Annotated in this window: 21 protein-coding genes and 2 pseudogenes; 17 read left to right on the top strand and 6 right to left on the bottom strand. The window is 36.6% G+C overall.

All coding sequences use genetic code 11. From position 1 onward, the window contains the following. Nucleotides 1-7: 7 nt before the first annotated feature. The 7 genes from celB (AC1DKZ_RS21525) to chbG all read left to right on the top strand — a co-directional run bounded on the left by celB (AC1DKZ_RS21525) (nucleotide 8) and on the right by chbG (nucleotide 6,162). The gene (gene celB, locus AC1DKZ_RS21525; protein WP_107887199.1) at nucleotides 8-1,309 is read left to right on the top strand and encodes a PTS cellobiose transporter subunit IIC; all 1,302 of its coding nucleotides are present in this window, start codon (nucleotides 8-10) and stop codon (nucleotides 1,307-1,309) included. A 9-nt stretch (nucleotides 1,310-1,318) separates the two neighbouring features. Further along, complete coding sequence (locus AC1DKZ_RS21520) at nucleotides 1,319-1,636, top strand: PTS sugar transporter subunit IIA (RefSeq protein ID WP_107887200.1); 318 nt, start codon at nucleotides 1,319-1,321, stop codon at nucleotides 1,634-1,636. Nucleotides 1,637-1,943: 307 nt separating this feature from the next. Next, a complete protein-coding gene (locus tag AC1DKZ_RS21515) occupies nucleotides 1,944-2,246 on the top strand; it encodes a PTS sugar transporter subunit IIB (RefSeq protein WP_002089627.1) in 303 nt (100 codons plus the stop codon). Nucleotides 2,247-2,262: 16 nt separating this feature from the next. Continuing rightward, nucleotides 2,263-3,570 (top strand): PTS cellobiose transporter subunit IIC, encoded by a 1,308-nt coding sequence (celB, locus tag AC1DKZ_RS21510; RefSeq protein WP_107887201.1) that lies wholly within the window; start codon nucleotides 2,263-2,265, stop codon nucleotides 3,568-3,570. Nucleotides 3,571-3,753: 183 nt separating this feature from the next. Then, nucleotides 3,754-4,077 (top strand): PTS lactose/cellobiose transporter subunit IIA, encoded by a 324-nt coding sequence (locus AC1DKZ_RS21505; protein ID WP_000989054.1) that lies wholly within the window; start codon nucleotides 3,754-3,756, stop codon nucleotides 4,075-4,077. A 3-nt stretch (nucleotides 4,078-4,080) separates the two neighbouring features. After that, nucleotides 4,081-5,406, top strand: coding sequence for a 6-phospho-beta-glucosidase (gene celF, locus AC1DKZ_RS21500; RefSeq protein ID WP_107887202.1), 1,326 nt, complete (start codon nucleotides 4,081-4,083; stop codon nucleotides 5,404-5,406). Between the two features lie 51 nt (nucleotides 5,407-5,457). Next, nucleotides 5,458-6,162: a chitin disaccharide deacetylase gene (chbG, locus tag AC1DKZ_RS21495; protein ID WP_016127670.1), complete on the top strand. Its 705-nt coding sequence runs from the start codon at nucleotides 5,458-5,460 to the stop codon at nucleotides 6,160-6,162. 41 nt (nucleotides 6,163-6,203) lie between these two features. Here chbG and AC1DKZ_RS21490 read toward each other — a convergent pair whose 3' ends face one another. Next, nucleotides 6,204-7,385 (bottom strand): chromate transporter, encoded by a 1,182-nt coding sequence (locus AC1DKZ_RS21490; RefSeq protein WP_341114401.1) that lies wholly within the window; start codon nucleotides 7,383-7,385, stop codon nucleotides 6,204-6,206. A 189-nt stretch (nucleotides 7,386-7,574) separates the two neighbouring features. On the opposite strand from AC1DKZ_RS21490, the gene exsM reads away from it, so the two are divergent. After that, the gene (gene exsM / locus AC1DKZ_RS21485; protein ID WP_107887204.1) at nucleotides 7,575-7,988 is read left to right on the top strand and encodes an exosporium regulatory protein ExsM; all 414 of its coding nucleotides are present in this window, start codon (nucleotides 7,575-7,577) and stop codon (nucleotides 7,986-7,988) included. Nucleotides 7,989-8,215: 227 nt separating this feature from the next. Here the strand turns inward: exsM and AC1DKZ_RS21480 are convergent, their stop codons facing one another. The 3 genes from AC1DKZ_RS21480 to AC1DKZ_RS21470 all read right to left on the bottom strand — a co-directional run bounded on the left by AC1DKZ_RS21480 (nucleotide 8,216) and on the right by AC1DKZ_RS21470 (nucleotide 13,098). Next, nucleotides 8,216-10,894, bottom strand: coding sequence for a sigma-54-dependent transcriptional regulator (locus AC1DKZ_RS21480; RefSeq protein ID WP_107887205.1), 2,679 nt, complete (start codon nucleotides 10,892-10,894; stop codon nucleotides 8,216-8,218). Between the two features lie 184 nt (nucleotides 10,895-11,078). Beyond that, on the bottom strand, nucleotides 11,079-11,816 hold the full coding sequence (locus AC1DKZ_RS21475; protein WP_107887206.1) for a polysaccharide deacetylase family protein: 738 nt from the start codon (nucleotides 11,814-11,816) through the stop codon (nucleotides 11,079-11,081). 208 nt (nucleotides 11,817-12,024) lie between these two features. After that, nucleotides 12,025-13,098 carry a glycosyltransferase family 4 protein gene (locus AC1DKZ_RS21470; RefSeq protein ID WP_002068377.1) on the bottom strand — a complete coding sequence of 358 codons (1,074 nt, stop codon included), beginning with the start codon at nucleotides 13,096-13,098 and terminating at the stop codon, nucleotides 12,025-12,027. A gap of 450 nt (nucleotides 13,099-13,548) precedes the next feature. On the opposite strand from AC1DKZ_RS21470, the gene AC1DKZ_RS21465 reads away from it, so the two are divergent. Both AC1DKZ_RS21465 and wecB read left to right on the top strand, forming a co-directional pair. Continuing rightward, entirely contained in the window at nucleotides 13,549-14,916 is a 1,368-nt protein-coding gene (locus AC1DKZ_RS21465; protein ID WP_476997006.1) for a UDP-glucose dehydrogenase family protein, read from the top strand. 75 nt (nucleotides 14,917-14,991) lie between these two features. Then, nucleotides 14,992-16,107, top strand: a complete 1,116-nt coding sequence (gene wecB / locus AC1DKZ_RS21460; RefSeq protein WP_002034751.1) for a non-hydrolyzing UDP-N-acetylglucosamine 2-epimerase — start codon at nucleotides 14,992-14,994, stop codon at nucleotides 16,105-16,107. 53 nt (nucleotides 16,108-16,160) lie between these two features. Here wecB and AC1DKZ_RS21455 read toward each other — a convergent pair whose 3' ends face one another. Both AC1DKZ_RS21455 and AC1DKZ_RS21450 read right to left on the bottom strand, forming a co-directional pair. Continuing rightward, entirely contained in the window at nucleotides 16,161-17,288 is a 1,128-nt protein-coding gene (locus tag AC1DKZ_RS21455) for an LCP family protein (protein WP_476997005.1), read from the bottom strand. Nucleotides 17,289-17,362: 74 nt separating this feature from the next. Continuing rightward, nucleotides 17,363-17,998: a YigZ family protein gene (locus tag AC1DKZ_RS21450; protein WP_107887208.1), complete on the bottom strand. Its 636-nt coding sequence runs from the start codon at nucleotides 17,996-17,998 to the stop codon at nucleotides 17,363-17,365. A 238-nt stretch (nucleotides 17,999-18,236) separates the two neighbouring features. On the opposite strand from AC1DKZ_RS21450, the gene AC1DKZ_RS21445 reads away from it, so the two are divergent. The 7 genes and pseudogenes from AC1DKZ_RS21445 to hpf all read left to right on the top strand — a co-directional run bounded on the left by AC1DKZ_RS21445 (nucleotide 18,237) and on the right by hpf (nucleotide 24,524). Then, complete coding sequence (locus tag AC1DKZ_RS21445; protein WP_107887209.1) at nucleotides 18,237-19,079, top strand: DegV family protein; 843 nt, start codon at nucleotides 18,237-18,239, stop codon at nucleotides 19,077-19,079. Nucleotides 19,080-19,252: 173 nt separating this feature from the next. After that, nucleotides 19,253-19,567: a winged helix-turn-helix transcriptional regulator gene (locus tag AC1DKZ_RS21440; RefSeq protein WP_476997004.1), complete on the top strand. Its 315-nt coding sequence runs from the start codon at nucleotides 19,253-19,255 to the stop codon at nucleotides 19,565-19,567. A 121-nt stretch (nucleotides 19,568-19,688) separates the two neighbouring features. Beyond that, nucleotides 19,689-21,153, top strand: a pseudogene (locus AC1DKZ_RS21435) (C40 family peptidase). Between the two features lie 130 nt (nucleotides 21,154-21,283). Further along, a pseudogene (comFA, locus tag AC1DKZ_RS21430) lies at nucleotides 21,284-22,633 on the top strand (ATP-dependent helicase ComFA). Continuing rightward, nucleotides 22,633-23,337, top strand: a complete 705-nt coding sequence (locus AC1DKZ_RS21425) for a ComF family protein (protein ID WP_107887211.1) — start codon at nucleotides 22,633-22,635, stop codon at nucleotides 23,335-23,337. Before comFA ends, AC1DKZ_RS21425 begins: the two are co-directional and overlap by 1 nt. Nucleotides 23,338-23,463: 126 nt before the next feature. Next, on the top strand, nucleotides 23,464-23,661 hold the full coding sequence (gene cspC / locus AC1DKZ_RS21420) for a cold shock protein CspC (RefSeq protein ID WP_001990088.1): 198 nt from the start codon (nucleotides 23,464-23,466) through the stop codon (nucleotides 23,659-23,661). Nucleotides 23,662-23,981: 320 nt separating this feature from the next. Beyond that, nucleotides 23,982-24,524, top strand: a complete 543-nt coding sequence (gene hpf / locus AC1DKZ_RS21415) for a ribosome hibernation-promoting factor, HPF/YfiA family (RefSeq protein ID WP_002034758.1) — start codon at nucleotides 23,982-23,984, stop codon at nucleotides 24,522-24,524. The last annotated feature ends 11 nt before the right edge of the window (nucleotides 24,525-24,535 follow it).

The following is a 24,535-nucleotide window of genomic DNA, read 5'->3' as shown; positions in this document are numbered from 1 at the left end:
GGGATAGATGATAGGGTTTTTAGAGAAATATGTGATGCCAGTGGCAGGAAAGATTGCAGAGCAGAGGCATTTGCAGGCTATTCGTGATGGAATTGTTTTAACGATGCCTTTCTTGATTATTGGATCTTTTTTTCTAATCATTAGTGCTCTTCCGATACCTGGATATAATGATTTTATGGCAGGAATCTTCGGAAAGAATTGGAATGTAGCATTAGGGTATCCAGTGGGGGCTACTTTTAATATAATGTCTTTAATAGCTGTTTTTGGAATCGCTTACAGATTAGGAGAACAATATAAAGTAGATGCTTTAGCGGCAGGTGCGTTGTCACTTGTAGCATTTTTGCTTGCAACACCATTCCAAGTTATGTATATGATACCAAATACGAAAGAAAGTATACTTGTAGATGGAGTTATACCAGCTGCGTTAATGGGAAGCCAAGGGTTGTTTGTAGCGATGATTATTGCAATTATATCTACTGAAATTTATCGATTTGTTGTACAGAAAAAGATGATTATAAAGATGCCAGAGACAGTTCCGCCAGCAGTAACGCGTTCATTTGCTGCGCTTATTCCAGGCTTTATTGTTGTGACGGTTGTTTGGATCATTAGATTAATTTTTGAACATACGACTTTCGGTAGCATCCATAATGTTATAGGAAAGCTTTTACAGGAGCCTCTTAGTGTACTTGGGGCTAGCATTTGGGGTGCGATAATCGCAGTTATCATTGTCCATGTACTTTGGGCGTGCGGAATTCATGGAGCTGCAATTGTTGGTGGTGTAATGAGTCCGATTTGGTTGTCATTAATGGATCAAAATCGAATTGCATTTCAGGCAGGGCAAGATGTACCTAATACGATTACTGCACAGTTCTTTGATTTATGGATTTATATGGGCGGTTCTGGTGCAACACTTGCTTTAGTTGTAGGAATGTTATTATTTGCGCGAAGTCAGCAATTGAAAAGTTTAGGGCGATTATCGATTGCACCAGGTATTTTTAATATTAATGAAATGGTGACTTTCGGTATGCCGATAGTAATGAATCCGCTTTTACTTATTCCATTTATACTTGTACCAGTTGTTTTAACGATTGTTTCTTATTTTGCAATGGAATGGGGATGGGTTGCACGTCCGAGCGGAGCTGCTGTACCTTGGACTACACCTATTCTTTTTAGTGGATATTTAGGATCAGGCGGGAAAATTTCAGGGGTTATTTTACAGCTCATTAACTTTGCACTTGCATTTCTTATTTATTTTCCATTCTTAAAAATATGGGATAAACAAAAAGTAGCGGAAGAAAAGGGGGAGTAAAGAAATAACATGGATACGATAGAGACGAAAGCTTTTCACTTAATTTTGCATGGTGGTAATGCGAGAAGCTGCTCAATGGAAGCAATTGATTGCGCAAAGCGCGGTGAATTTCAGGAAGCAGAAGCGAAACTACAAGAAGCTTTAAATGAATTGCAAGAGGCGCATCGCTTACAAACAGAGCTCATACAGAAAGAGGCTGCCGGGGAAAAAACCGAAGTTACCCTTCTGATGGTGCATGCACAAGATCATTTAATGAACGCAATTACGGTGAAGGAATTGGCGAGTGAGTTTGTAGAATTATATAGGAAATTAGAAGATGATAAGTGAACCTTGCATATGCAAGGTTTTTTTATGTGTTAAAAAATAATTTAGTGTTTTTTTTGTTTAAACACAACTAGACAACTAAACACTAATCTATTTTCATACAGTTATGTGTTAAAAGTGAGGTGTTTTATAACACACTGTGTGTTTTTTTGGGGACACACTGATTGAAAGCGGTAACACACAAAGAAATCACTCGAAAAAACGCTGATTTTAGGCGTTTTGAAAAGTTGGCACGGTAATTGCTTTAATAAATAGCGTAAAGAAAAATAAAAAACATAAATTTTTTATACCACACAAGGGGGATTTATAAATGAATATTTTATTATGTTGTTCAGCAGGGATGTCTACAAGTTTACTAGTTACAAAAATGGAAGCGGCTGCAAAAGCTCGTGGTCTAGAAGGTAAGATTTGGGCTGTATCTGGGGATGCAGTAAAAAACAATATCGACCAAGCGGATGTATTATTACTAGGACCACAAGTTCGTTACATGCTTTCTACAATGAAAACGCTTGCCGATGAGAAAAACGTTGGAGTCGATGTTATTAACTCAATGCACTACGGCATGATGAATGGAGAAGCAGTTTTAGATCACGCATTAACACTTAAAAAATAATTAGGGGGGAAGCGAAATGCAAAAGTTTATTGCATTTATGGAGAAATATTTAGTTCCAGTCGCAGGAAGAATCGGATCGCAGCGCCATTTAGTTGCAATCCGTGATGGATTTATCGCAGTTATGCCTCTTATTTTAGTTGGATCATTTGCAATACTTATTAATAACTTACCAGTGGATGCATTCCAAAAATTTATGAAAGGTGCATTCGGAGATGTTTGGAAAGATATCGGCGGTGGTATGTGGGCAGGTTCCTTCGCTATACTCGCCCTCATAGTCGCGGTAGGGATAAGTTATAATTTAGCGAAATCTTACGGCGTTGACGCGTTGTCAGCAGCAATCATTACATTCGGTGCATTAATTATTATTTCTCCGACAACGCCAAAAGAAGGCGGTATTGATTTAGCTTGGACAGGATCACAAGGTTTATTCGTTTCTATAATTGTAGCTCTTCTTGTCACAGAGGCATTTAGGTTCTTTGTTCAAAGAGATATTACAATTAAAATGCCAGATGGTGTTCCACCAGCAGTAATGAAATCATTCGCAGCATTAGTTCCAGCATTCGTTATTTTAATCGTAACAGCAAGTATTCAATTAGCAGTGAAATTAGCAGGTACAAGTATTCATAAAATCGTATTTGAAACAATTCAAGTACCATTACAAGGTTTAGCAGGTACATTACCAAGTGCAATTATTGTAGCATTACTTATTCATGTATTATGGTTCTTCGGATTACACGGTCCTAATATCGTTGGTGGTATTATTGACCCAATTTATTTACCAGCATTAGAAAAGAATATTAAGTTATTTAACGATGGTATGTCTGCATATGACGTACCGCATATTTTCACAAAACCATTCTTTGATGTATATGTATACATCGGTGGATCAGGTGCGACATTAGCATTCCTAGTAGCAGTAATGCTTGTTGCGAAAAGTGCACAGCTTCGTGGTGTAGGCCGTGTATCTATCGGTCCTGGTTTCTTCAATATTAACGAGCCAGTTATTTTCGGTACACCAATTGTATTAAACCCAGCGTTAATCATTCCATTCGTACTTACACCAGTTGTATTAGTTATTACTTCTTATACAGCAATTTCCTTAGGATGGGTACCAAAAACAGTTGCTTTAGTTCCGTGGACAATGCCACCAATCTTTAGTGGTTATCTTGTAGCGGGCGGAAGCATCGCTGGTGCTGCATTGCAACTAGTAAACTTTGCAATCGCGGTAGTAATCTACTATCCATTCGTATTAATGTGTGACCGTACGTATGTACAAGCGTCAAAAGATGCTGCAAAAGGAAGCGACAATTCAGTATCACTTTAAAAAGTATTGTTCTGACGAGTTTCTATAGCTCGTCAGAACAACTAACTTTTATATCATGTTCAAAAAGATGAGACCCATCTACAAGAACACCAAACTATCATTCATAAAATAATAATTTAATAGCAATGTTCAAACTGAAGGGGTATTTAAATCGGTTGAACCATAATAGAGAGGGCGGTAATTATGATGACTACAGCAGAACAAATTCCATTCCAATTGATTTTAAATAGTGGTAATGCACGAAGCTTTGCAATGGAGGCACTTCAATTTGCCAAACAGGGGAAAATGGCAGAAGCTGATGAAGCGATGGTAAAGGCGAAAGAAGCGATTAATGAAGCGCATCATTTCCAAACAGAGCTCATACAATCAGAAGCAAGAGGGGAAAAAACAGAGATTAGTGTTCTTTTAATTCATGCACAAGATCATTTAATGAATTCTATTACAGTAAAAGAATTAGCAGCAGAATTTATTGACCTTTATAAAAAGCTAGAAGCGAAAGGGGAATAAAGCATGACTGGAATTAAAATTGCTACAATCGGCGGTGGATCTAGTTATACACCAGAATTAATTGAAGGGTTTATTAAACGTTATGACGAGCTTCCTGTTCGTGAAATTTGGTTAGTAGATATTGAGGCAGGAAAAGAGAAGTTAGAAATCGTTGGTGACTTAGCGAAACGTATGGTGAAAAAATCAGGTTTACCAATTGATATTCATTTAACACTTGATCGCCGTGAGGCATTAAAAGATGCTGACTTCGTAACAACGCAGCTTCGCGTTGGTTTGTTAGAAGCACGTGCAAAAGATGAAGCAATTCCATTAAAATATGATGTAATTGGTCAGGAAACGAATGGTCCTGGTGGTTTGTTCAAAGCGCTGAGAACGATTCCTGTTATTTTAGATATTTGTAAGGACATGGAGGAATTATGTCCAAATGCATGGCTTATTAACTTCGCAAACCCAGCAGGTATGGTAACAGAAGCTGTACTTCGCTACACGAACATTCAACGAGTAGTTGGTCTATGTAACGTTCCAATCGGAATTCGTATGGGTCTTGCAAGATTACTTGAAGTAGATGCAAGCCGGGTACACGTTGATTTCGCTGGTTTAAATCATATGGTATACGGATTAGATGTATACTTAGATGGAGTAAGCGTGATGGATCGCGTACTAGAACTTGTAACAGATCCAGAAAAGCAAATTACGATGGAAAACATTGCTGCGCTTAACTGGGAGCCAGACTTTATTCGCGGTCTTCGTGCAATTCCGTGTCCATATCATCGTTACTACTATAAAACACGTGAAATGTTGGAAGAAGAGAAAGAAGCTTCGATTGAAAAAGGTACACGTGCAGAAGTAGTAAAACAATTAGAAGATGATTTATTCGAGTTATATAAAGACCCGAATTTAGATATTAAGCCACCACAATTAGAAAAGCGCGGCGGAGCTTATTATAGTGATGCAGCATGTAGCTTAATTACGTCTATTTACAATAATAAAGGTGATATCCAGCCTGTTAATACACGAAACAACGGAACAATTGCAAGCTTGCCACATGATTCGGCTGTTGAAGTGAACTGTATTATTACGAAAGAAGGTCCAAAACCAATTGCGGTTGGAGATCTTCCAGTACCAGTTCGCGGTTTAGTACAGCAAATTAAATCATTTGAGCGCACAACAATTGAAGCTGCTGTTACAGGGGATTATCATAAGGCGCTGCTTGCTATGACAATTAATCCACTTGTACCATCTGATAAAGTTGCAAAACAAATTTTAGATGAAATGTTGGAAGCACATAAAGAACATCTTCCACAATTCTTTAAGAAGATAGAGAAATAAAAAGCGGCGCTGTTTAGCCCGCTTTTTTTAATTCTAGTAGGAGGTATTGCGATGATTAAACTAATTGTAAATGCAGATGATTTCGGTCTTACGGAAGGTACAAATTACGGAATTATTGATGGACATAAAAACGGGATTGTAAATTCAACGACGATGATGATGAATATGCCAGGGACAGAGCATGCCGTACGCTTAGCGAAAGAGTATAAAACGTTAGGAGTAGGAGTTCATCTCGTATTAACGGCAGGAGAACCGCTTCTTAAAGATGTTCCATCACTTGTAAGTAGCGATGGATTGTTTCATAAACAAAGTGTTGTATGGGAAGGAAATATAAATCCAGAAGAGGTAGAAAAAGAATGGACTGCTCAAATTGAGAAGTTTTTATCTTACGGATTAACACCAACTCATTTAGATAGTCATCATCACGTGCATGGATTACCGCTTTTACACGACGTTCTTGAGAGATTAGCAAGTAAATATAATGTTCCAATTCGTCGTTGTGAAGAAGAGCGAGCGGTGCGCCCATTTTCAGATGTGTTTTACAGTGACTTTTACGCTGACGGTGTGACGGAAGATTACTTTGTGCAGTTAAAAGAAAGAGTACAGGATGAGCAAACGGTAGAAATTATGGTGCATCCAGCTTATATTGACCCAGAGCTTGTGAAGCGTTCTTCTTACGTAATGGATCGCGTGAAAGAGTTGCGTATTTTAACGGAGAGCGAGTTGCCTGAGGGAATGGAGCTTGTGAAGTTTTAATAGAAAAAACGACGGCTAAATGGGGCCGTCGCTTTTTGTGCTTACAAAATGGATAAAACATATCCACCGAAGGCCCCGATTATAACGATAACCCAAGGTGGTGTTTTCCAAAAAGCGAGTAAGCAAAATAGGAGAGAAGCAAAAACGAAATCTACAGAATTCATAATTGTACTCGTCCAAATTGGATCATAAAAAGCTGCAAGTAAAATGCCGACAACGGCTGCGTTTACTCCAAGTAGTGCACCTTGTATGTAAGATACTCTCCTTACACTGTCCCAAAATGGTAAAACGCCAACAACGAGCAGGAAGGCAGGAAGAAAGATAGCGATCGTTGCAACAACTGCTCCAGCGGTTCCATTTAGCACTGCTCCTATATAAGAAGCGAATGTAAATAGTGGCCCTGGCACTGCTTGTGTTAATCCGTATCCAGCAAGAAATTGTTCTTTTGTCATCATCCCGTTTTGTACAAACTCACTTTCAAGGAGAGGAAGTACGACGTGCCCTCCGCCAAATACAAGTGCACCAGAGCGATAGAAGCTGTCAAATAAAGAGATGAAATAAGAGTATGGTCGTAACATCGGTAACAGTATTAATAGTCCGAAGAATAAGACGAGACAAGATATGGCTACCATTTTTGAAATAGGTACGTTTATTTTATGAGCTTGGCTAACTGGCCGGTCACGATATAAAAACCAACCGATGAAACCAGATACTATAATGAGAATTACTTGTGTCCAGCTACTTGGCCATAATAGGGCGATTGCGGCAGCTGCAATTGCGATTGTTGCACGGTTTCGGTCTGGTGTTAACTTTTGAGCCATTCCCCATATTGCATGAGCGACAATTGCGACCGCTACAAGTTTCAGTCCGTGAATCCAGCCAGTACTTCCAAGCTCGAATTGGTTAAGAAATGAAGCGAAGAAAACTAAAACGAGCACAGATGGGAGAGTGAATCCGATCCATGAAATAATGGCTCCTAATAATCCGCCGCGCAATAAGCCAACTCCCATACCGACTTGGCTGCTAGCAGGGCCAGGAAGGAATTGACATAGTGCTACTAAGTCTCCGTAACTTCGTTCATCCATCCATTTTCTTTTTTGCACGTATTCATGGTGGAAATAACCAAGATGGGCGACGGGACCACCAAATGAAGTAAGTCCTAATTTAAATGATACGAGAAAAATCTCTATTAATGATTGGAAAGAGTAGTTATTATTTTTCAAAATTTCCTCCTAGAATGTTTTTCTAAGTGCATTATACAAGAGGCAGTAAAGTGAATGAAATGATTTCTATGTAAAGATTTTGTGAATCTTTTAGTTGTAATTAAAATCTGAAAAAGTCATAAATGATTATGTCTAAACCATAAAGTAGTAGAAGTAGTGCTGGGAAACTTATATGAGGAGAATGCCCGTATGACAACACATTTCTTTGCTAGGTTAACAGGGAAGAGGGAAGTACCTCCTGTAAATACAGAAGCTTACGGTGTAACAGAGCTCATTTTTAGTGAAGATTTAAAGAAGTTGCAATATCGGGTCATATTAAAAAATATAAGAAAAATCACGTCATGCCAAATTCATTTAGGAAAAGCGAATCAAATTGGTCCAGTTATTTTAAGTTTGTTTGGTCCGTTAGAGCAAGGAATTAGTGTGAATGAAGGAGTCGTTACTGGTGTAGCTAGAGTAGAGGATTTTGAAGGGCCTCTACAGGGGAGAGCATTTGACAGCTTGTTTCAAGAGATAATGCAAGCAAATGTATATGTAAATGTTAATACGAAATCTAATAAAAAGGGAGAAATAAGGGGGAGAATAAGGGAAGTAAAGAAGTAAGCGAAAAGGCTGTCCAAAAAACATTTTGGAACAGCCTTTTCTGCTATAAGGTGCAAATTTTAGCGATTATTGTCAGTAAATCGATATATTTTGAAAATCGCTGATATAATCCGGGTTACGTCGATATATTTGAAAAATCGCTGATATAATCCGGGTTACGCCGATATATTTGAAAAATCGCTGATATAATTCGCGTTACGGTCGATATATTTAAAAAACTGCCTAGTTTAATTTTTTACAGGCTGATTTTTAATGAAGAAGTCCATTATATAAAATACTTCGTCATCTGGGATTTGTATTTCAAATGTATTTTCAATAGGTTGCAATGCTTTTTTCACTTTCATATACATCCAGTACTCATCTTGTCTTCGTTTCTCTTTATCAGGATGAGGGAGGAGACTTTCGCCTTTTTGAAGACGGTCAACCATGCAGCTCATATGCAAAATCACACCCATTAAACTGTCGGGAGTTAGCTGTAAAGAAATCAATTCTTGAATTGTATTTAATGCATAACGAATCGTTTTAATAAGTAATGCTCCATCGTTACGCTGCATTTGTTGTTCAAGAATATCAGCCATTTTTGCATAGGTTTCTTCATACGTAATCAATTCTTGAATTGGTTGAATAGCTGTGTAGTTCACAATGTCTTGGAAATGATATGTTAAGCAAGGTATTTGCATATCGAAATTCGTGACGATACAAATGATATTACGCTCTTTTTTTATGTTCTCAATCATTTTCGTTAAATCTTTTTCATGAACGATGCTAATCGGAATAATTTCAATTAAGTCTTTATCAAAGCGTAAATAGTTCTCTAACATTTTTTGAATTGCTAAAGCACTTCCTTCGCCGGTTAAACAAGCTGTTAAAATCACGGATTTCATTGGCGATAGTGGCTTTTTCTTTTCTTCCTGTACGTTTAAATAGAACGGCGTTAAGTTCTTCACTGTTTCGTATAGTGCATCTAATGAATAGCCAAGCTGAGCTTTTCGAGCTGCTTCTAGTGCGTGTGGTGTACTCGTCATGGAAAGAACACGTACAGGGATTTTGAATTCAGTTTCTAATATATCACCAATATAAGCGAGAGATCCCATATCAACAAGTAAGAGAAGCCCGTTTACATTTTGAAGTGTTTTCATATACACTTTAACACGCTCTAAGAAGTCTTTTGGTGATTCATGCAAGGGCATATCGATACCAGTTACTTCATCAATACCGAGAAGTTCGTTTGCAACGTTTGCCATTTCTGTTGCGATGCCATTACCGTGTGCTAATATTAATACTTTTACTTCTGTTTGTGAGGCAGGAATTGGATCAACAACGAAGAACATTGTTAAAAAGCCAGCTTCATCAATAGGTATTGTTATTTGTAATTCTTCTTCTAATAGCTGAATACATTGCATAGCTACGGAAAAAGCTTCTTTATATTTCGTACGAATTTGATTTAATTGTGGGTGGTGAATTTGTTTCCCGCCCTGTAAACGTTGTAGAGTTGTCTGTACATGTAAACTTAAAGCGAGAAATACTTTTTCATCGAAAGTTTTAGATAAATATTTTTCAGCTAGTTCCGCAATTTTTTCACATACGGAAACGATATTACGATCCACAATTTTAAAAACATTTTCATGACTTGTTTTTTTAGATATTTGGTTAAAGTATTGGACGAAAAAGCTTTGAATATCATTTTCTATTAGTAATTCTAATTCTTCCTCTTCAATGCCGCGTGCTTGAAGTTCTTCATATTTATAATCAATATAATCGTAAATAGAAGAGCGACTTCCTTCGGGTTTTATTGTATGTTTACTCCAACCTTCATCACCTGTAAATACAAATGTTTCATTTGGTATTTGATATAGATGACGGCTCTTTCTTTCAATAAATAATCCTTCTTTCATATACCAAGGTAAATCTGTACTTGAAACACAGACAGAATCACGTTTTTTTGTTACGAAATCAGAATAAGCTTTTGCACAGGCAATTTGTACGTCCGTTTTCAATTGGCCGATGTTATTTGGACAATTGTAAAAGACGAAAGCACGCATTGTATTTGGACTAACATGAATCTCTTTCCTTAGACGAATTGCTTCATTTGTGAAAAATAGCTGTAGTAAAGCAAACCGTTCTTTATGTGTTCGCTCACGAAGTGGTGGAAGCGTAACGGTCATCGGAATACGTCTTGTAAATGTTTTTAATAAAAATGAATTCGGTTCTTCGGTTGTTGCAGTAATAATCAATACTCGTGCCTTACGTTCATTTTCCGTTTCTCCAAGGCGGCGGTATACTCCGCGATCAATAAATGTGAAGAGCATCTCTTGTCCTTCTGGAGGAAGGCGATGTACTTCATCTAAGAAGAGGATTCCTTCATGTGCTTTTTCAATTAACCCTTTTTGATCACTGGCACCTGTGTAAGCTCCTTTTTTTATCCCAAATAACTGTCCAAGTAGTAGTTGTGGATTGTTTGCATAATCAGCACAGTTAAAGACGATAAAAGGTGCATCTTTTGGAAGTTGTTCCACTTCAATTGCGTATTCGTGCATTAAAGAAGCGAACATCGATTTTCCGACACCCGTTTCTCCAAGTAGTAAAGTATGCATACCGTTTGGAGGATAGAGAATAGAAGCTTTTGCTTTTTCAATTGCAATTTTTAGGCTTGTATTTTCAATAGCAAATGTATCTAATGAAGTGCCCTTTGTTGAATGCGTTTCCAATGAAGAGTTCGTTTCTATATAAAAACGGACAGGGCGTGTACTCGTTTTTAATAAACGATTATCTTTCACAAGCTTGTTTAAATCGCTACTAACATTTGCACGGTCTAACTGTAGAAGTGTAGCGATTTCTGATGCTGTTATACCTTCTGTATAATTCCCTTTTTGTATTGCGTTAAAAATGAGATCTATTCGTTTCATTTCTATTCACCTCGAAACTTCATCACTATTTAAAATTTTACACAAAAATGAGAAGTGTGGGAAGAGAAAAATAAAGTGAAACTTTAATCAGTGGGGTTTTTGTTCATTCCCACTGATTATTAGCCTTCACCAATTGCCCGTTAACGCGGGGTAAAACAGCTTTAGTACATAGGCACTAAAGCCGTTACAATCTTGTGTCTTTCCAAAAATTCACTTCGAGATGGGAAGATGGATTGTAGGGAAGTAGTTTATATCCTTGTGAGTGTAAATAATCAATTACTTTTGGGAGTATTTGCACTGTGACACTAGAATCATGCATTAAAATAACCTCTACTTGTTCATCGCTTTGATTTCGTACTCTTTCTAGTATTGCGGAAGGATTATCATAGCTTTTCCAGTCATATGTATCAATTGTCCAATCCCACATTTTATACTGGGCCGATACGAGTGCGTCACGGTAATTCTTTTTTAAGTAAGGCATGCTACCGTATGGGACCCGAACGAGATGTGTATTTAAATGTGTAACTTGCTGGACAATGCTTTGGGTTTGCTCCATTTCTGCAATTAAAACAGATGGATCGCCAGTATAAAGACGTTTTACATCATGCGACATACTATGGAGACCGATATAATGCCCATCTTTAATCAATCGCTCCATCGTTTTTTTATAATGTGGCACCTTTCCGCCAATAACGAAGAAAGTTGCTTTTCCGTTCTTCTCTTTTAAAATATTTAAAATTTGTGGTGTGTATTTATTTGGTCCGTCATCAAATGTTAAGTACGCAATTTTTGTTGTAGGAGAGGTAGTTTGAGTACTTTGGTAATCTTTTACTTGAATGTCTGTAGTAGCTTTTGTATTCGATGATGCGTACATAGTAATAGTTAAAAATAAAATTATACATTGAAGTAATCGCTTGATCATAACATTCACCCTCAGTTTGACAATCAAGATGTAAAAATGAAAATTTGATACTTTTTTCGTTATACGTATATCTTTCTCCAATAGAGGGACTCTCAAACAATCTATATTTTGGAAATGGGGAATAAGGATTAAAAAATAAAAAATAGCATCCTCTTATGAAAAGAGGATGCTATTTGAATATTTCATAAGAGTAAAGGCTATACTACAATTAGTCTTCGCGTTTTTTCACTTTTTTATAGAAGGAAATAATTGGTTTGTAACGTTCGTGTACAAGACCGATTACTTCAGCAATGATTTCTGTAAAGAAGATTAAAATGAAAAGAAGAATAATGGATAACCATAATGTTGCACTACTGAAAATAATTGCATTTACACTAAAGAAAATACCCAATGCGTAAATAATTAGTACCGTTTTACGATGAGAGAATCCCATTGCAAGTAAACGGTGATGTAAATGCGACTTATCAGGTGCTGAAATAGGCTTTTTATTTACGATACGGCGGATAATTGCAAACGTCGTATCAAATATAGGTACACCTAAAATAATAATTGGAACGATAAAGCTGAATAACGTTACGCTTTTGTATAATCCAAGTAACGATATAACAGAAATACAGTATCCTAAAAATAGTGCTCCTGTATCTCCCATGAAAATTTTTGCTGGATGGAAGTTGTAGAATAAAAATCCAATTGTACTTGCTAATGTAATCAGTGCTAGAGGTAATATAATAGCTGCTCCAGTACCCCATGGGCTAGTGAAGGCCATATATGCTAGCGTTGCAAGTACGATAGATGAAATCCCTGCGGATAATCCATCTAATCCATCAATTAAGTTGATGGCATTTGTAATACCTACAATCCAAAATACAGTAATTGGATAAGCAAGCCATCCGAGTTCAGTATCTCCAAGAATTGGAATATATAATACTTGCACTAATAATCCACTTTTTACAATCATGATGGCAACTAATAGTTGTCCACCGAATTTTACCCTCGCAGATAGTTCGTACATATCATCTAAAATCCCAATGATAACAATGATGATAGCACCTAAAGTTATCGATAACATTCTTTGTTCGTACAATCCACCGACAACAAATCCTACGGCTACACCGATGAAAATTGCTAACCCGCCAAGACGAGGCATAATTTTTTGGTGTACTTTACGCGCATTTGGCTTGTCTGTTGCTCCTATTTTGAAAGCTAATTTAATAACTAAAGGAGTAACGACGAGTACAGTGATGAAAGATGCCAAAATGGCATAAATCACTTGTGAGTCCATTAATACCCCACCCTTTATAGTTTAACGTAATTTTTTCAATCGTATTTATCTGAAAATTATGATGTTTATTTACAGGCTCATAACATATGGTATCACAAAAAGATTAGAATTCAATCTTTTTTTCTTTTGGCTGTAAAGGGGAGTGAATAGAATATATGACAATTGGATATGGAATGTTGTGTCCTTTGAGAAGATTGATCTCATATTGTGGCTTGTAATATGACATTGTACTCCCCTCTCATATAGCGATGACTTTTGTTTCAGTATTATAAGTGTTGCACGTAAAATGAGTAAGTTCCGTGTTAAATTGTGGGAATTTACATTTTGTATATATTGCATCATTTAACTTTACAAAATCTTAAAAAATAATAAAAAAACGATTCATATAATAAAGAAGTGAAAGAGTTTTCTCATTCTTAGTGTGAGAGGGGGAAGCACAGGGGGAGTTCTATGTATTCGTATATTTTCTTATGTATATTCCTGTGCGAAAAAATGAAAATTACGATAATAGGTACCGGATATGTTGGATTGATTACAGGAGTAGGATTGGCGAGATTGGGACATTCAGTCACATGTTTCGATATAAATAGTGGGAAAATTGAACGGATTAAACAAGGCGAGTTACCTATTTATGAATGTGGATTAAATGAATTAATAAATGAAGCATACGAGAATAATCATTTAACTTTTACAGCAAGTAAATCAGCGGCATTTAATGATGTAGAGTTTATATTTATTGCAGTTGGAACGCCATCTTTATTAGATGGAACAGCAGATTTAACGTATATTCGTAGCGCTTGTGATGATATTGGAACATATGTGAATAACGATATTATTGTTGTTACGAAAAGTACGGTTCCTGTAGGGACAAATGATGTAATGAGAGAATGGATTGAGGATAAACTACAAGGTAGACATGAATTATATATTGTATCGAATCCAGAGTTTTTAAGAGAAGGTTCTGGTATTTATGATTTTTTTCAGGGTGATCGTATCGTAATTGGAGCATGTAGTGAAGAAAAAGCAAGGAAAGTAGAGAATTTGTACAGTAAATTAAGCTTACAAACGTATATTACAGATATTCGAAGTGCTGAGATGATTAAATATGCATCTAATGCTTTTTTAGCTACGAAGATTAGTTTTATTAATGAAATTTCTAATATATGTGAGCAAGTGGGTGCAGATATAGTAGATGTAGCTACAGGGATGGGGATGGATAAGAGAATTGGTGCATCTTTTTTAAATGCAGGCATCGGATATGGAGGATCTTGTTTTCCAAAAGATACGAAAGCACTTGTGCAAATTGCAGGGAATGTTTCTCATGATTTTCGCTTGTTGAAAGCGGTCATTGAAGTGAATAATAAACAACAGTTGTTGTTAGTTGAAAAAGCGAAGAAAATTATAGATATGAAGAAGAAGCGAATTGCGGTTCTTGGTGCAGCATTCAAACCGAATACTGACGATATTAGGGAAGCGCCATCTCTTATTATAATAGAAGAATTAATTAATATGGGTGCGGATGTGGTTTTATATGACCCGCAAGCTATTCAAAATGTAAGAAGTTTATTTGGAAATACGATACGGTACGCTGAGTGTATAGATGAATCGATTAGAGAGGCGCATGCAGTTTTTATCGTAACAGAATGGGAATCAATTCGAAATTATCCGCTCGAAAAGTATGCACAGCTTATGAGGGAATCTATTCTATTTGATGGGAGAAATTGTTATACTAATGAGGATGCCGAGAAGCATGGATTAGATTATTACTCAGTTGGGCGAAAAGACGTCTGTAATAGTAATGTTTCTCAGGCGCGTTAAAAAATGTATTTTCACATGCATATTTTTATATGCGATAATAGAAGTTTTAACTAGTGAAAGAAAAGAGGCAATGAAATGACTGAACGTTTAAAAGTAATGACAATTTTCGGGACACGACCAGAAGCTATTAAAATGGCACCTCTTGTATTAGAGTTGCAAAAGCACCCAGAAAAGATTGAATCAATTGTGACTGTAACAGCACAACACCGTCAAATGTTAGATCAAGTATTAAATATCTTTGGAATTACGCCAGATTTCGATTTGAATATCATGAAAGATCGTCAAACGTTAATCGATATTACAACACGTGGTTTAGAAGGTTTAGATAAAGTAATGAAAGAAGCGAAGCCTGATATCGTACTTGTGCATGGTGATACAACGACGACATTTATTGCAAGCTTAGCTGCTTTCTATAATCAAATTCCAGTAGGACATGTTGAAGCAGGACTTCGTACATGGGATAAGTATTCTCCATATCCAGAAGAGATGAATCGCCAACTAACAGGTGTAATGGCGGATCTTCATTTCTCACCTACAACAAAATCAGCAACGAACTTACAAAAAGAAAATAAAGATGAGTCACGCATTTTCGTAACAGGAAATACAGCGATCGATGCACTGAAGACAACTGTAAAAGAAACTTATAGCCATTCGGTGTTAGAGAAACTTGGAAATGATCGTCTTGTACTTATGACAGCACACCGTCGTGAAAATTTAGGAGAACCAATGCGCAATATGTTCCGTGCAATTAAGCGTCTTGTTGATAAGCACGAAGATGTACAAGTTGTATACCCTGTTCATATGAATCCTGTTGTTCGCGAAATAGCGAATGATATTTTAGGCGAGCATAGTCGTATTCATTTAATTGAGCCGTTAGATGTAATTGATTTCCATAACGTTGCAGCTCGTTCATACTTAATGTTAACTGATTCTGGTGGTGTACAAGAGGAAGCACCATCACTAGGTGTGCCAGTCCTTGTCCTTCGTGATACGACGGAACGCCCAGAAGGTATCGAAGCAGGTACGTTGAAATTAGCAGGAACAGATGAAGAGACAATCTTTGGTCTTGCTGATGAGTTGTTATCTGATAAAGAAGCTCATGATAAGATGACGAAAGCATCTAACCCTTACGGTGATGGCCGTGCGTCTGAGCGTATTGTAGAAGCGATTTTACAACACTTTAAGAAGTAACAACAATTGCGTGAAATAAAAAGAGCCAAATCGTATACGATTTGGCTCTTTTTTTATTCATGATTCCTCATAATCCACTCTGCATGAGCATTTGTAGAAGGGGGAGGAGGCGGTGGTGTTTTGTTCTCACTCGGCTCCTTCTTTGCTTTTGCGCTGGAGTTAGAATTTGAATCGGAATTTGTATTCTCATTTTTCGTAGTCTCTGTTGGAACTTTTGCTTTTTCTCCTATTTCCTTTTCAATTTCGTTACGTACAGTCTCTACACTGATTGGATCTGGAAGGAAGTAATAAATACCGCCAATTTTTCTGTCTTCTCCTTCAAGTTTTAACGTTTGTATTGTAGAAGGGTCGAATCCAGAGATTTTATTGTAAAGAGCAAGTCCGTCTGAAATAGGAATATCGGTTTTCATATATTTTCCAACTACCTTTGTTAAATCTTTAATTTTAAATACGGTAGAAGCAGAGTTTAGCTTTTGGGCAACAGCAGCCAGTACTTGTCTTTGTCTAGCAGCTCGACCATAATCACCGTTAGGATCTTGCTTTCGCATACGGACGTATGCGAGTGCTTCTTCACCATTTAAGTTCTGTTGACCTTGTTTAAATTGGATTTTTTTATAGTAATCCACGTCAGAGCGTTCCCAGAAATCGAAGGGGACATCAACGGTAATACCGTCAACAGCATCAACGATACCTTTAAATCCTTGGAAATCAATTTTAATATAATGATCAACAGGAACTTTTAAAAACTCTTCGACGGTGTCGATTGCCATTTTTTCTCCACCGTAAGCATGGGCAGCGTTAATTTTGTCTTCTTTATTTTTGCCAACAATCTTAACACGAGAATCGCGTGGGATACTCATAAGTGAAACCTTTTTTGAGTTTGGATTAACTGTCGCGAACATGAGTGAATCTGTTCTGCCGTTTTGACCATCTGTTGCGTAATCCTCAATACCCATAATTAGTATTGTGAAAGGTTTTTTTGTGATTTCCACATCTTCTGCTCGTAATTTAGATTTTTCACGGCTAAATCCACTGTACATCCCCATGAGAGAAGTGTAGGAATTTAACATATAAAGTCCTACGCTACCAAATAAAAATACGAAAATAAGAAAGAAGAAAAACTTTCTTCTACGTTTCTTTTTTATTCGGCTATTTTGGAGATGATAATAACGTTCTTCCATATATAATCTCCTTAGTTCATTTGTAGGGAATTAATTCACTACATTAATCTTTAAAGGTGAGACGTTAGCTATTCTTAGATAACACCTTGTTCTAAGTACAACATATCTCCTTCTTTAATTGTACACTTCCCGTTTGTTAATTCAATCATCCAATCTGTAAATGTTTGTTTTCGATTTTCTTCTACATACGTATCGAATGTGACGTTTTCTAGATAATGTATATCTTTAATGTTATATTCTGAATTACGTAATTCATTTTCAACTTTGCCAAGCAATGTGTAATCAATTTCTGTTTCCATAACGCGCATTAGTTTTCGCTCAACAACGCCTACGTGATTAAGTCCTTCACTTGTACATTTTCCATATGCGCGAATTAATCCACCAGCACCAAGTTTAATGCCACCAAAATAGCGCGTGGCGACAACGACAGTATCCTTTAGACCTCGCTTTTTTAATACTTCTAACATAGGTACACCAGCTGTGCCGCTCGGTTCGCCGTCATCGTTTGCCTTTTGAATTTGATCTTGTTCACCGATTAAATATGCGGAACAATTATGTGTTGCATTCCAATGCTGTTTTTTTATTTTTTGTATAAATGCTTGAGCTTCCTCTTCCGTTGTGGCGCGATTCACATAGCAAATGAATCTTGATTTTTGAATCACAATTTCGTGCTCTCCATAGCCTTTGATTGTTAAATATTGTAATAACAATGGTATACGCCCCTATCTTTCAAAATAACTAGTACTTTACATTTTAAAAGCGAGCGTTTTTATATTCAAACATTTTTTACAAATATGTTGAAATTTTTGGTGAGTATTTTATCTTTTTGTTGTAATTTGTCGAGCGAGTGATTGTAGTTTCTAGCCGGCATTTTTATGTATGGATGCACCTTTTCTAGTTTTCGTGTAAAATTAGGGGATAAAAATTTTTTATAAGGCAGGTACGAAAATGAAAACAGCTATTGTTACCGATAGTACAGCATATATACCGAAGCATATTCGTGACGAACTCAATATATATATGATTCCATTAAACGTTGTGTTTGGAACGGAATCTTATCAAGAAGAGGCTGAAGTTTCAGCAAATGATTTTTATATAAAAGTACGTGAACAAGAAGAACTTCCGAAAACTTCGCAACCAGCAATTGGAAAGTTTTTAGAGTTATATGAAGAGTTATCTAAAGAATATGATGCAGTTATTAGCATTCACCTTTCCAGTGGAATTAGTGGTACATATCAAACAGCAACGGCAGCTGGACAGATGGTAGATGGTATTGATGTATATACGTACGACTCTGAAATTAGTTGTGAAGTACAAGGGTTTTACGTGCGTGAAGGGGCGGAATTAGTAAGTGAAGGGAAAGCCCCAGAAGAGATTATCGCTCGCTTTGATGAAATGAAGCAAACGATGGATGCTTATTTTGTAGTGGATGATTTACATCATTTACAACGTGGTGGAAGATTAAATAGTGCACAAGCTTTCATTGGTAGTTTGTTACAAGTAAAACCAGTATTATACTTTAGAGATAAAGTAATTATTCCATTCGAAAAAATTCGTACGCGTAAAAAAGCGTTAAAGCGTATCGTTGAAATCTTTGATGAGCAGGCAAATAAAGGTGTGCCTATGGAAGCTGTTATTATTCATGCGAATCGTGAAGAGGAAGCTAATGAATGGAAACAAGAATTAGAAGAGATATACCCTCATGTTACAATTCGTACGAGTTATTTCGGGGCTGTAATTGGGACGCATTTAGGTGAAGGTGCGCTTGGTTTAGGTTGGTATACGAAGTGATAAAGATATAAAAGCTCTCTTACTTGAAGAGGGTTTTTTTACGGGTATTTTACGGAGATTTGACAAGTTAATATTTGGAAATGATAAAATGTACGTAAAATTAAATAATGAGGAAAGTTTTATTACTTACTTTTTACAAGAAACTATTTTATAATAGAAGAGAGGTGAAACATATGGAGCATAATTCTTGTTTATGTCCAAAGTTTGAGTCAGCTTTTACAATGCTTAGTAAGAAATGGACTGGCTTAATTATTAAATCTTTGCTCGAAGAGCCGAAACGTTTCAGAGAAATCGCAGATATTATACCGAATATGAGCGATCGTATGTTGTCAGAACGTTTAAAGGAATTAGAAGGCCAAGGTATTGTAGTTCGTAATGTTTATCCAGAAGTACCAGTTAGAATCGAGTACGGTGTAACTGATAAAGGGAAAGCGTTGGAAAGTGTTATGGATGAGGTCCAAAATTGGGCTGAGAAATGGATGAAGTAACGTTTCTATTTCATTCATATTGGAGTATTTTCAAAACGTAAGGGGTTCCCTTACGTTTTTTTTCAATCCTATAAAAAACGGTGTAAGGCTCTTAAAATTCTACAAATATATACAAATTTAGATATACTTTGCTATAGAGATAAATGTAATATTACATTTATTTTACAAAACCGTAACATTAGCAAAAAAACTCCCGAATTATGGTATAAATTTTAATAGGTTATATACGGAAAATGAAAAAAGAAAGCGGTGTAAAAAATAAAATGAAAAAGCTAAAAATGGCATCTTGCGCATTAGTTGCAGGGTTAATGTTTTCAGGGCTAACACCAAATGTATTTGCAGAAGATAAAATTTCTGACGTGAAATCACAAATTAACACACAAAATGATACTTTACATAAACAACAACAAGAACGTGATGAATTACAAAAACAAATGAATGACTTAAACAAAACAATCCAAGGTTTGGATAAGTCTGTTCAAGAGAACGCTTCAAAACTTGATGAAACAACAAAAAAAGTTTCTGATACTGAGCAATTAATCGAAAATAAAAATAAAAATATTGCAGAACTACAAACAAAGATTGCAAAACGTGAAGAGTTATTAAGAAAACGTTTAGTTGCACTACAAGAACAGCCAAATACGAACATTGTAACAGAAGTTCTTGTAAACTCTAAAAACGTTGCAGATTTAGTTGATCGTTTAGCTTCTGTGTCTAAAATTATGGAATCTGACGAAGATATCATGAAAACACAACAAGAAGATCAAACGAACGTGAAAAAAGATGTTGAGACAGTAAAAGAAAAACAAAAAGAATTAAAAGAAGCACAAGCTCAAATTGAAACTGCTAAGAAAGAACTTGACGTTGAAAAAGAGAAAAAAGCAACAGCAGTAAACGATTTAAGTGGTAAAATGGATACAGTTGTAACTACAATGACAAGTACGGAAGGTCAATTGAAAGAGCTTGAACAACAGGCATTAAAATTACAACAAATCGCTGAAAAAGAAGCGCAAGAAAAAGCGGCACAAGAAGCTGCTGCTCAAAAACAAGCAGAGCAAGCTGCTAAAGAAGCACAAGCTCAACAAGCTGCACCAGCGCAAGCGCCTGCGCCTGCAGAACAAGCTGCTCCAGCAAACAATGCTGGACAAGCTCAAAAAGAAGAGCCTAAAAAAGAAGAAGCGAAAAAGCCAACTCCAACTCCAGTTCCAGTTCCGGATACTCAAGGTGGCAGACAGGATGTTGTTGAAAAAGCTAGAGGTTTAGTGGGCCTAAAATATGTATGGGGTAGTGCGTCAATTTCAAATGGTGGTTTTGACTGCAGTGGACTAATCTCTTATGTTTACGGTTTAGGTCGTCAAGATACAAGAAGCTTATGGAGCTCTGTACAAAAAATTAGTGCATCTGAAGCGAAGCCAGGAGATCTTATCTTCTTACAAGGTACTTACAGAGAAGGCGTATCTCACGTTGGAATTTACATTGGTGGCGGTCAAATAATTCATGCTGCTGATGAGTCAACAGGTGTTACTTACGGTAGTGTAAATAGCTCTTACAACCAAAAACATTTCTTAGGTTACGGTAGATTATAGGATTTATAATTGAATAAAAAACGTGTATAAAGTCGATAGCTTACTATTTTATAAGTAGGTTATCGGCTTTTTTGAGTTTTTACGAGATAAAGAGAAGGATTTATAGTAGTGCTGGAGGTGGCTATTGATGATGTTAGCTGGTAGACAGTTACTGTTAGAAGAACTCTCTTCAGATTTGCAGGATAAATTGGATCATCTGAAAAGGAATCGAGACGTCGTTTGTGTACAAGGGGTAATTAAGAAGTCTTCAAAATATATGTGTCAGCGCTGCGGAAATATAGAGCAGCGACTATTTGTATCATTGCTATGTAAAAGGTGCAATGAAGTATGTACGTATTGCCGGAAATGTATAACGATGGGCAGGGTAAGTGAATGTACTGTACTTGTTCGCGGGATTGCTGAAATAAGCGGAGAAAGTTATTTGAATCCGTTACAGTGGGAAGGCGTTTTGTCTGACGGTCAGGAGTTAGCTGCGCAAAGTGTCGTTGACGCTGTTAAGCAGAAAGAATCATTTTTTATTTGGGCGGTGTGCGGGGCTGGAAAAACAGAAATGTTGTTTCGCGGAATTGCAGAGGCACTACAAAAGGGAGAAAGAGTTTGTATTGCAACGCCGAGAACGGACGTTGTACTTGAATTAGCACCAAGATTACAAGAAGTGTTTCCAAATATAAATGTAGCTGCTTTATACGGAGGGAGTTTAGACCGAGAAAAAGATGCGGCGTTAATCGTTGCAACTACACATCAATTGTTACGTTATTATAGGGCGTTCCATGTCATGATTGTAGATGAGATAGATGCTTTTCCGTATCATGCAGATAAGATGTTGCAGTATGCAGTAAATGAAGCGATGAAAGAGAAGGCAGCACGTATTTATTTAACTGCAACTCCAGATGAAAAGTGGAAGCGTAAGTTGCGAAGTGGTAAGCAAAAAGGGGTTATTATTTCAGGGCGATACCATCGTCATCCATTGCCAGTTCCGATATTTCAGTGGTGCGGAAATTGGAAAAAGGGTCTTATACGTAAAAAAATTCCTCGTGCTTTATTACAATGGTTAAATCTGTACTTATCGAAACGATACCCCATTTTTCTATTTATTCCTCATGTGCGATATGTAGAAGAAATTAGCTAGTTATTAAAATCATTAAACAATCAAATTGACGGTGTGCATGCAGAAGATCCGGCGAGAAAAGAGAAGGTAGCAGCTTTCAGAAAAGGAGAAATCCCTTTATTAGTTACAACGACGATTTTGGAACGAGGAGTAACTGTGAAAAATTTACAAGTTGCAGTTTTAGGAGCTGAGGAAGAAATATTTTCAGAAAGTGCTCTCGTTCAAATTGCAGGGCGTGCTGGCAGAAGCTCTGATGAACCGCATGGAGATGTTATCTATTTTCATTATGGAAAGACAGAGGCGATGGTGCGTGCGAAAAAACATATTCAAAGTATGAATAAGAATGCTAAAGAACAAGGATTGATAGATTGATGCATTGTCTACTTTGTGATGAGTATATTTCATATGCGATTAGTTGGTACACTTTTTTTGTTAAGCTTCATAAAAAGTATATATGTGATAGATGTGAACAAAAACTTTCCTATATTATAGGAGATATTTGCAAGGAGTGTGGTCGGCCTTTAGAACTTGTACCAGCTGAATATAAAAACGGGGATATTTGTATGGACTGCATAAGGTGGACGAACGAGCAGGGGTTTCCGCCTCTCATAAATCGTTCGTTGTATGTGTATGATGAAGCGATGAAAGAAATATTAGCACAGTTTAAATTTCGAGGAGATGCTGAATTAGTGCATATTTTTCATCAGCCTTTTCGAAGTCTTTTTCAAAAATATTTTGCGAATGTTTCAGTTGCCATTCCTGTTCCTCTTAGTGAAGAGCGAGAATACGAGCGTGGTTTTAATCAAGCGGAGTTACTAGCTTCTTGTTTGCCTATCAAAATGTTTTGTACATCATTAAGAAGAATTGAAACAGAAAAACAAAGTAAGAAGAAGCGTAAAGAAAGGATATCAGGAGTTAATCCTTTTTATTTTCAGGGAGAAGAGATGTTTCATGAGCAACATGTTTTAATCGTGGATGATGTGTATACGACAGGAATTACTGTTAGGCAAATTGGAAGCCTTTTGTATGATCGAGGAGCGAGAGAGGTTTCTTGTTTGACGCTTTGTAGAGGTTAATATGTGAATGTCGAAAGGGGTAATAAAAAGACGACAGGTCTTCTTTGACTTACAGTCTTGTCATTCGCTATAGTCAGAATATGGGGCGAATGCCCTGATTTTAAGAGTGAAGGGAATGGAATGAACATGCAAGGACGAGTAAAATGGTTCAATGCAGAAAAGGGATTTGGGTTTATTGAGCGTGAGGATGGTGACGATGTGTTTGTTCATTTTTCTGCTATTCAACAAGATGGGTATAAGTCGTTAGAAGAAGGTCAACAAGTGGAGTTTGATATTGTTGATGGAGCACGTGGGCCACAAGCGGCTAATGTTGTGAAACTGTAAAAATTAAGTTTTTGGAAAAGATAGAGCTGTATTTTTAACAGCATTATATAGATGGCGAAAGCTCTTGCTCGTAACAAGGGCTTTTTTGTTGTGGGTAAGTTGTCAAAAAGTTGTTTCTTTTCTGTAACTAATTGTCCACAGTTACATTCGTTATTCATGATGTTAATAGGATAAAATAAAGATAGAAACGATGCATCTTTTCATTTCAACAAAAAACGATAAAAAAATCGCAATTCCACTAATTTTTCAAAAAAATTAGAAGGAGTTTTTAAGCCAATGTCGAAATTATAGTACATAGGCTTGAAAGGAGGAATTCATCTATGAAATTCAACATTCGTGGTGAAAATATTGAAGTAACTCCAGCATTAAAGGAATATGTAGAGAAAAAACTAAGTAAATTAGAGCGTTATTTTGATACATTCCCAGAGATTAAGGTTAATTTAAAAGTATACTCTGACAAGCAACGCATCGAGGTAACAATTCCATTTACAGATTTATTACTTCGTGCAGAAGAAACAAATAGTGATATGTACGCTGCGATTGATTTAGTAGTTGATAAAATTGAGCGACAAATTCGTAAACATAAAACAAAAGTAAACCGTAAATTACGTGAGAAAGGTTCTGTGAAAACTAACTTTATCCTTCCAGAAGCAGTAGCTGTTCTGGATGCGGTAGAAGAGGATGAATTAGAACTTGTACGTACAAAACGATTCGATTTAAAACCGATGGACGTTGAAGAAGCGATCTTGCAAATGGATATGCTAGGACATAGTTTCTTCGTCTTCACAAATGCTGATACAAATGAAACTAATGTTGTATATGGCCGTAAAGATGGGAAATATGGTTTAATCGAAACTAAATAATCATTCAAAAG

The organism is Bacillus sp. 05T21 (assembly GCF_056396785.1).
This window is presented reverse-complemented; position numbering and strand designations above follow the sequence as displayed.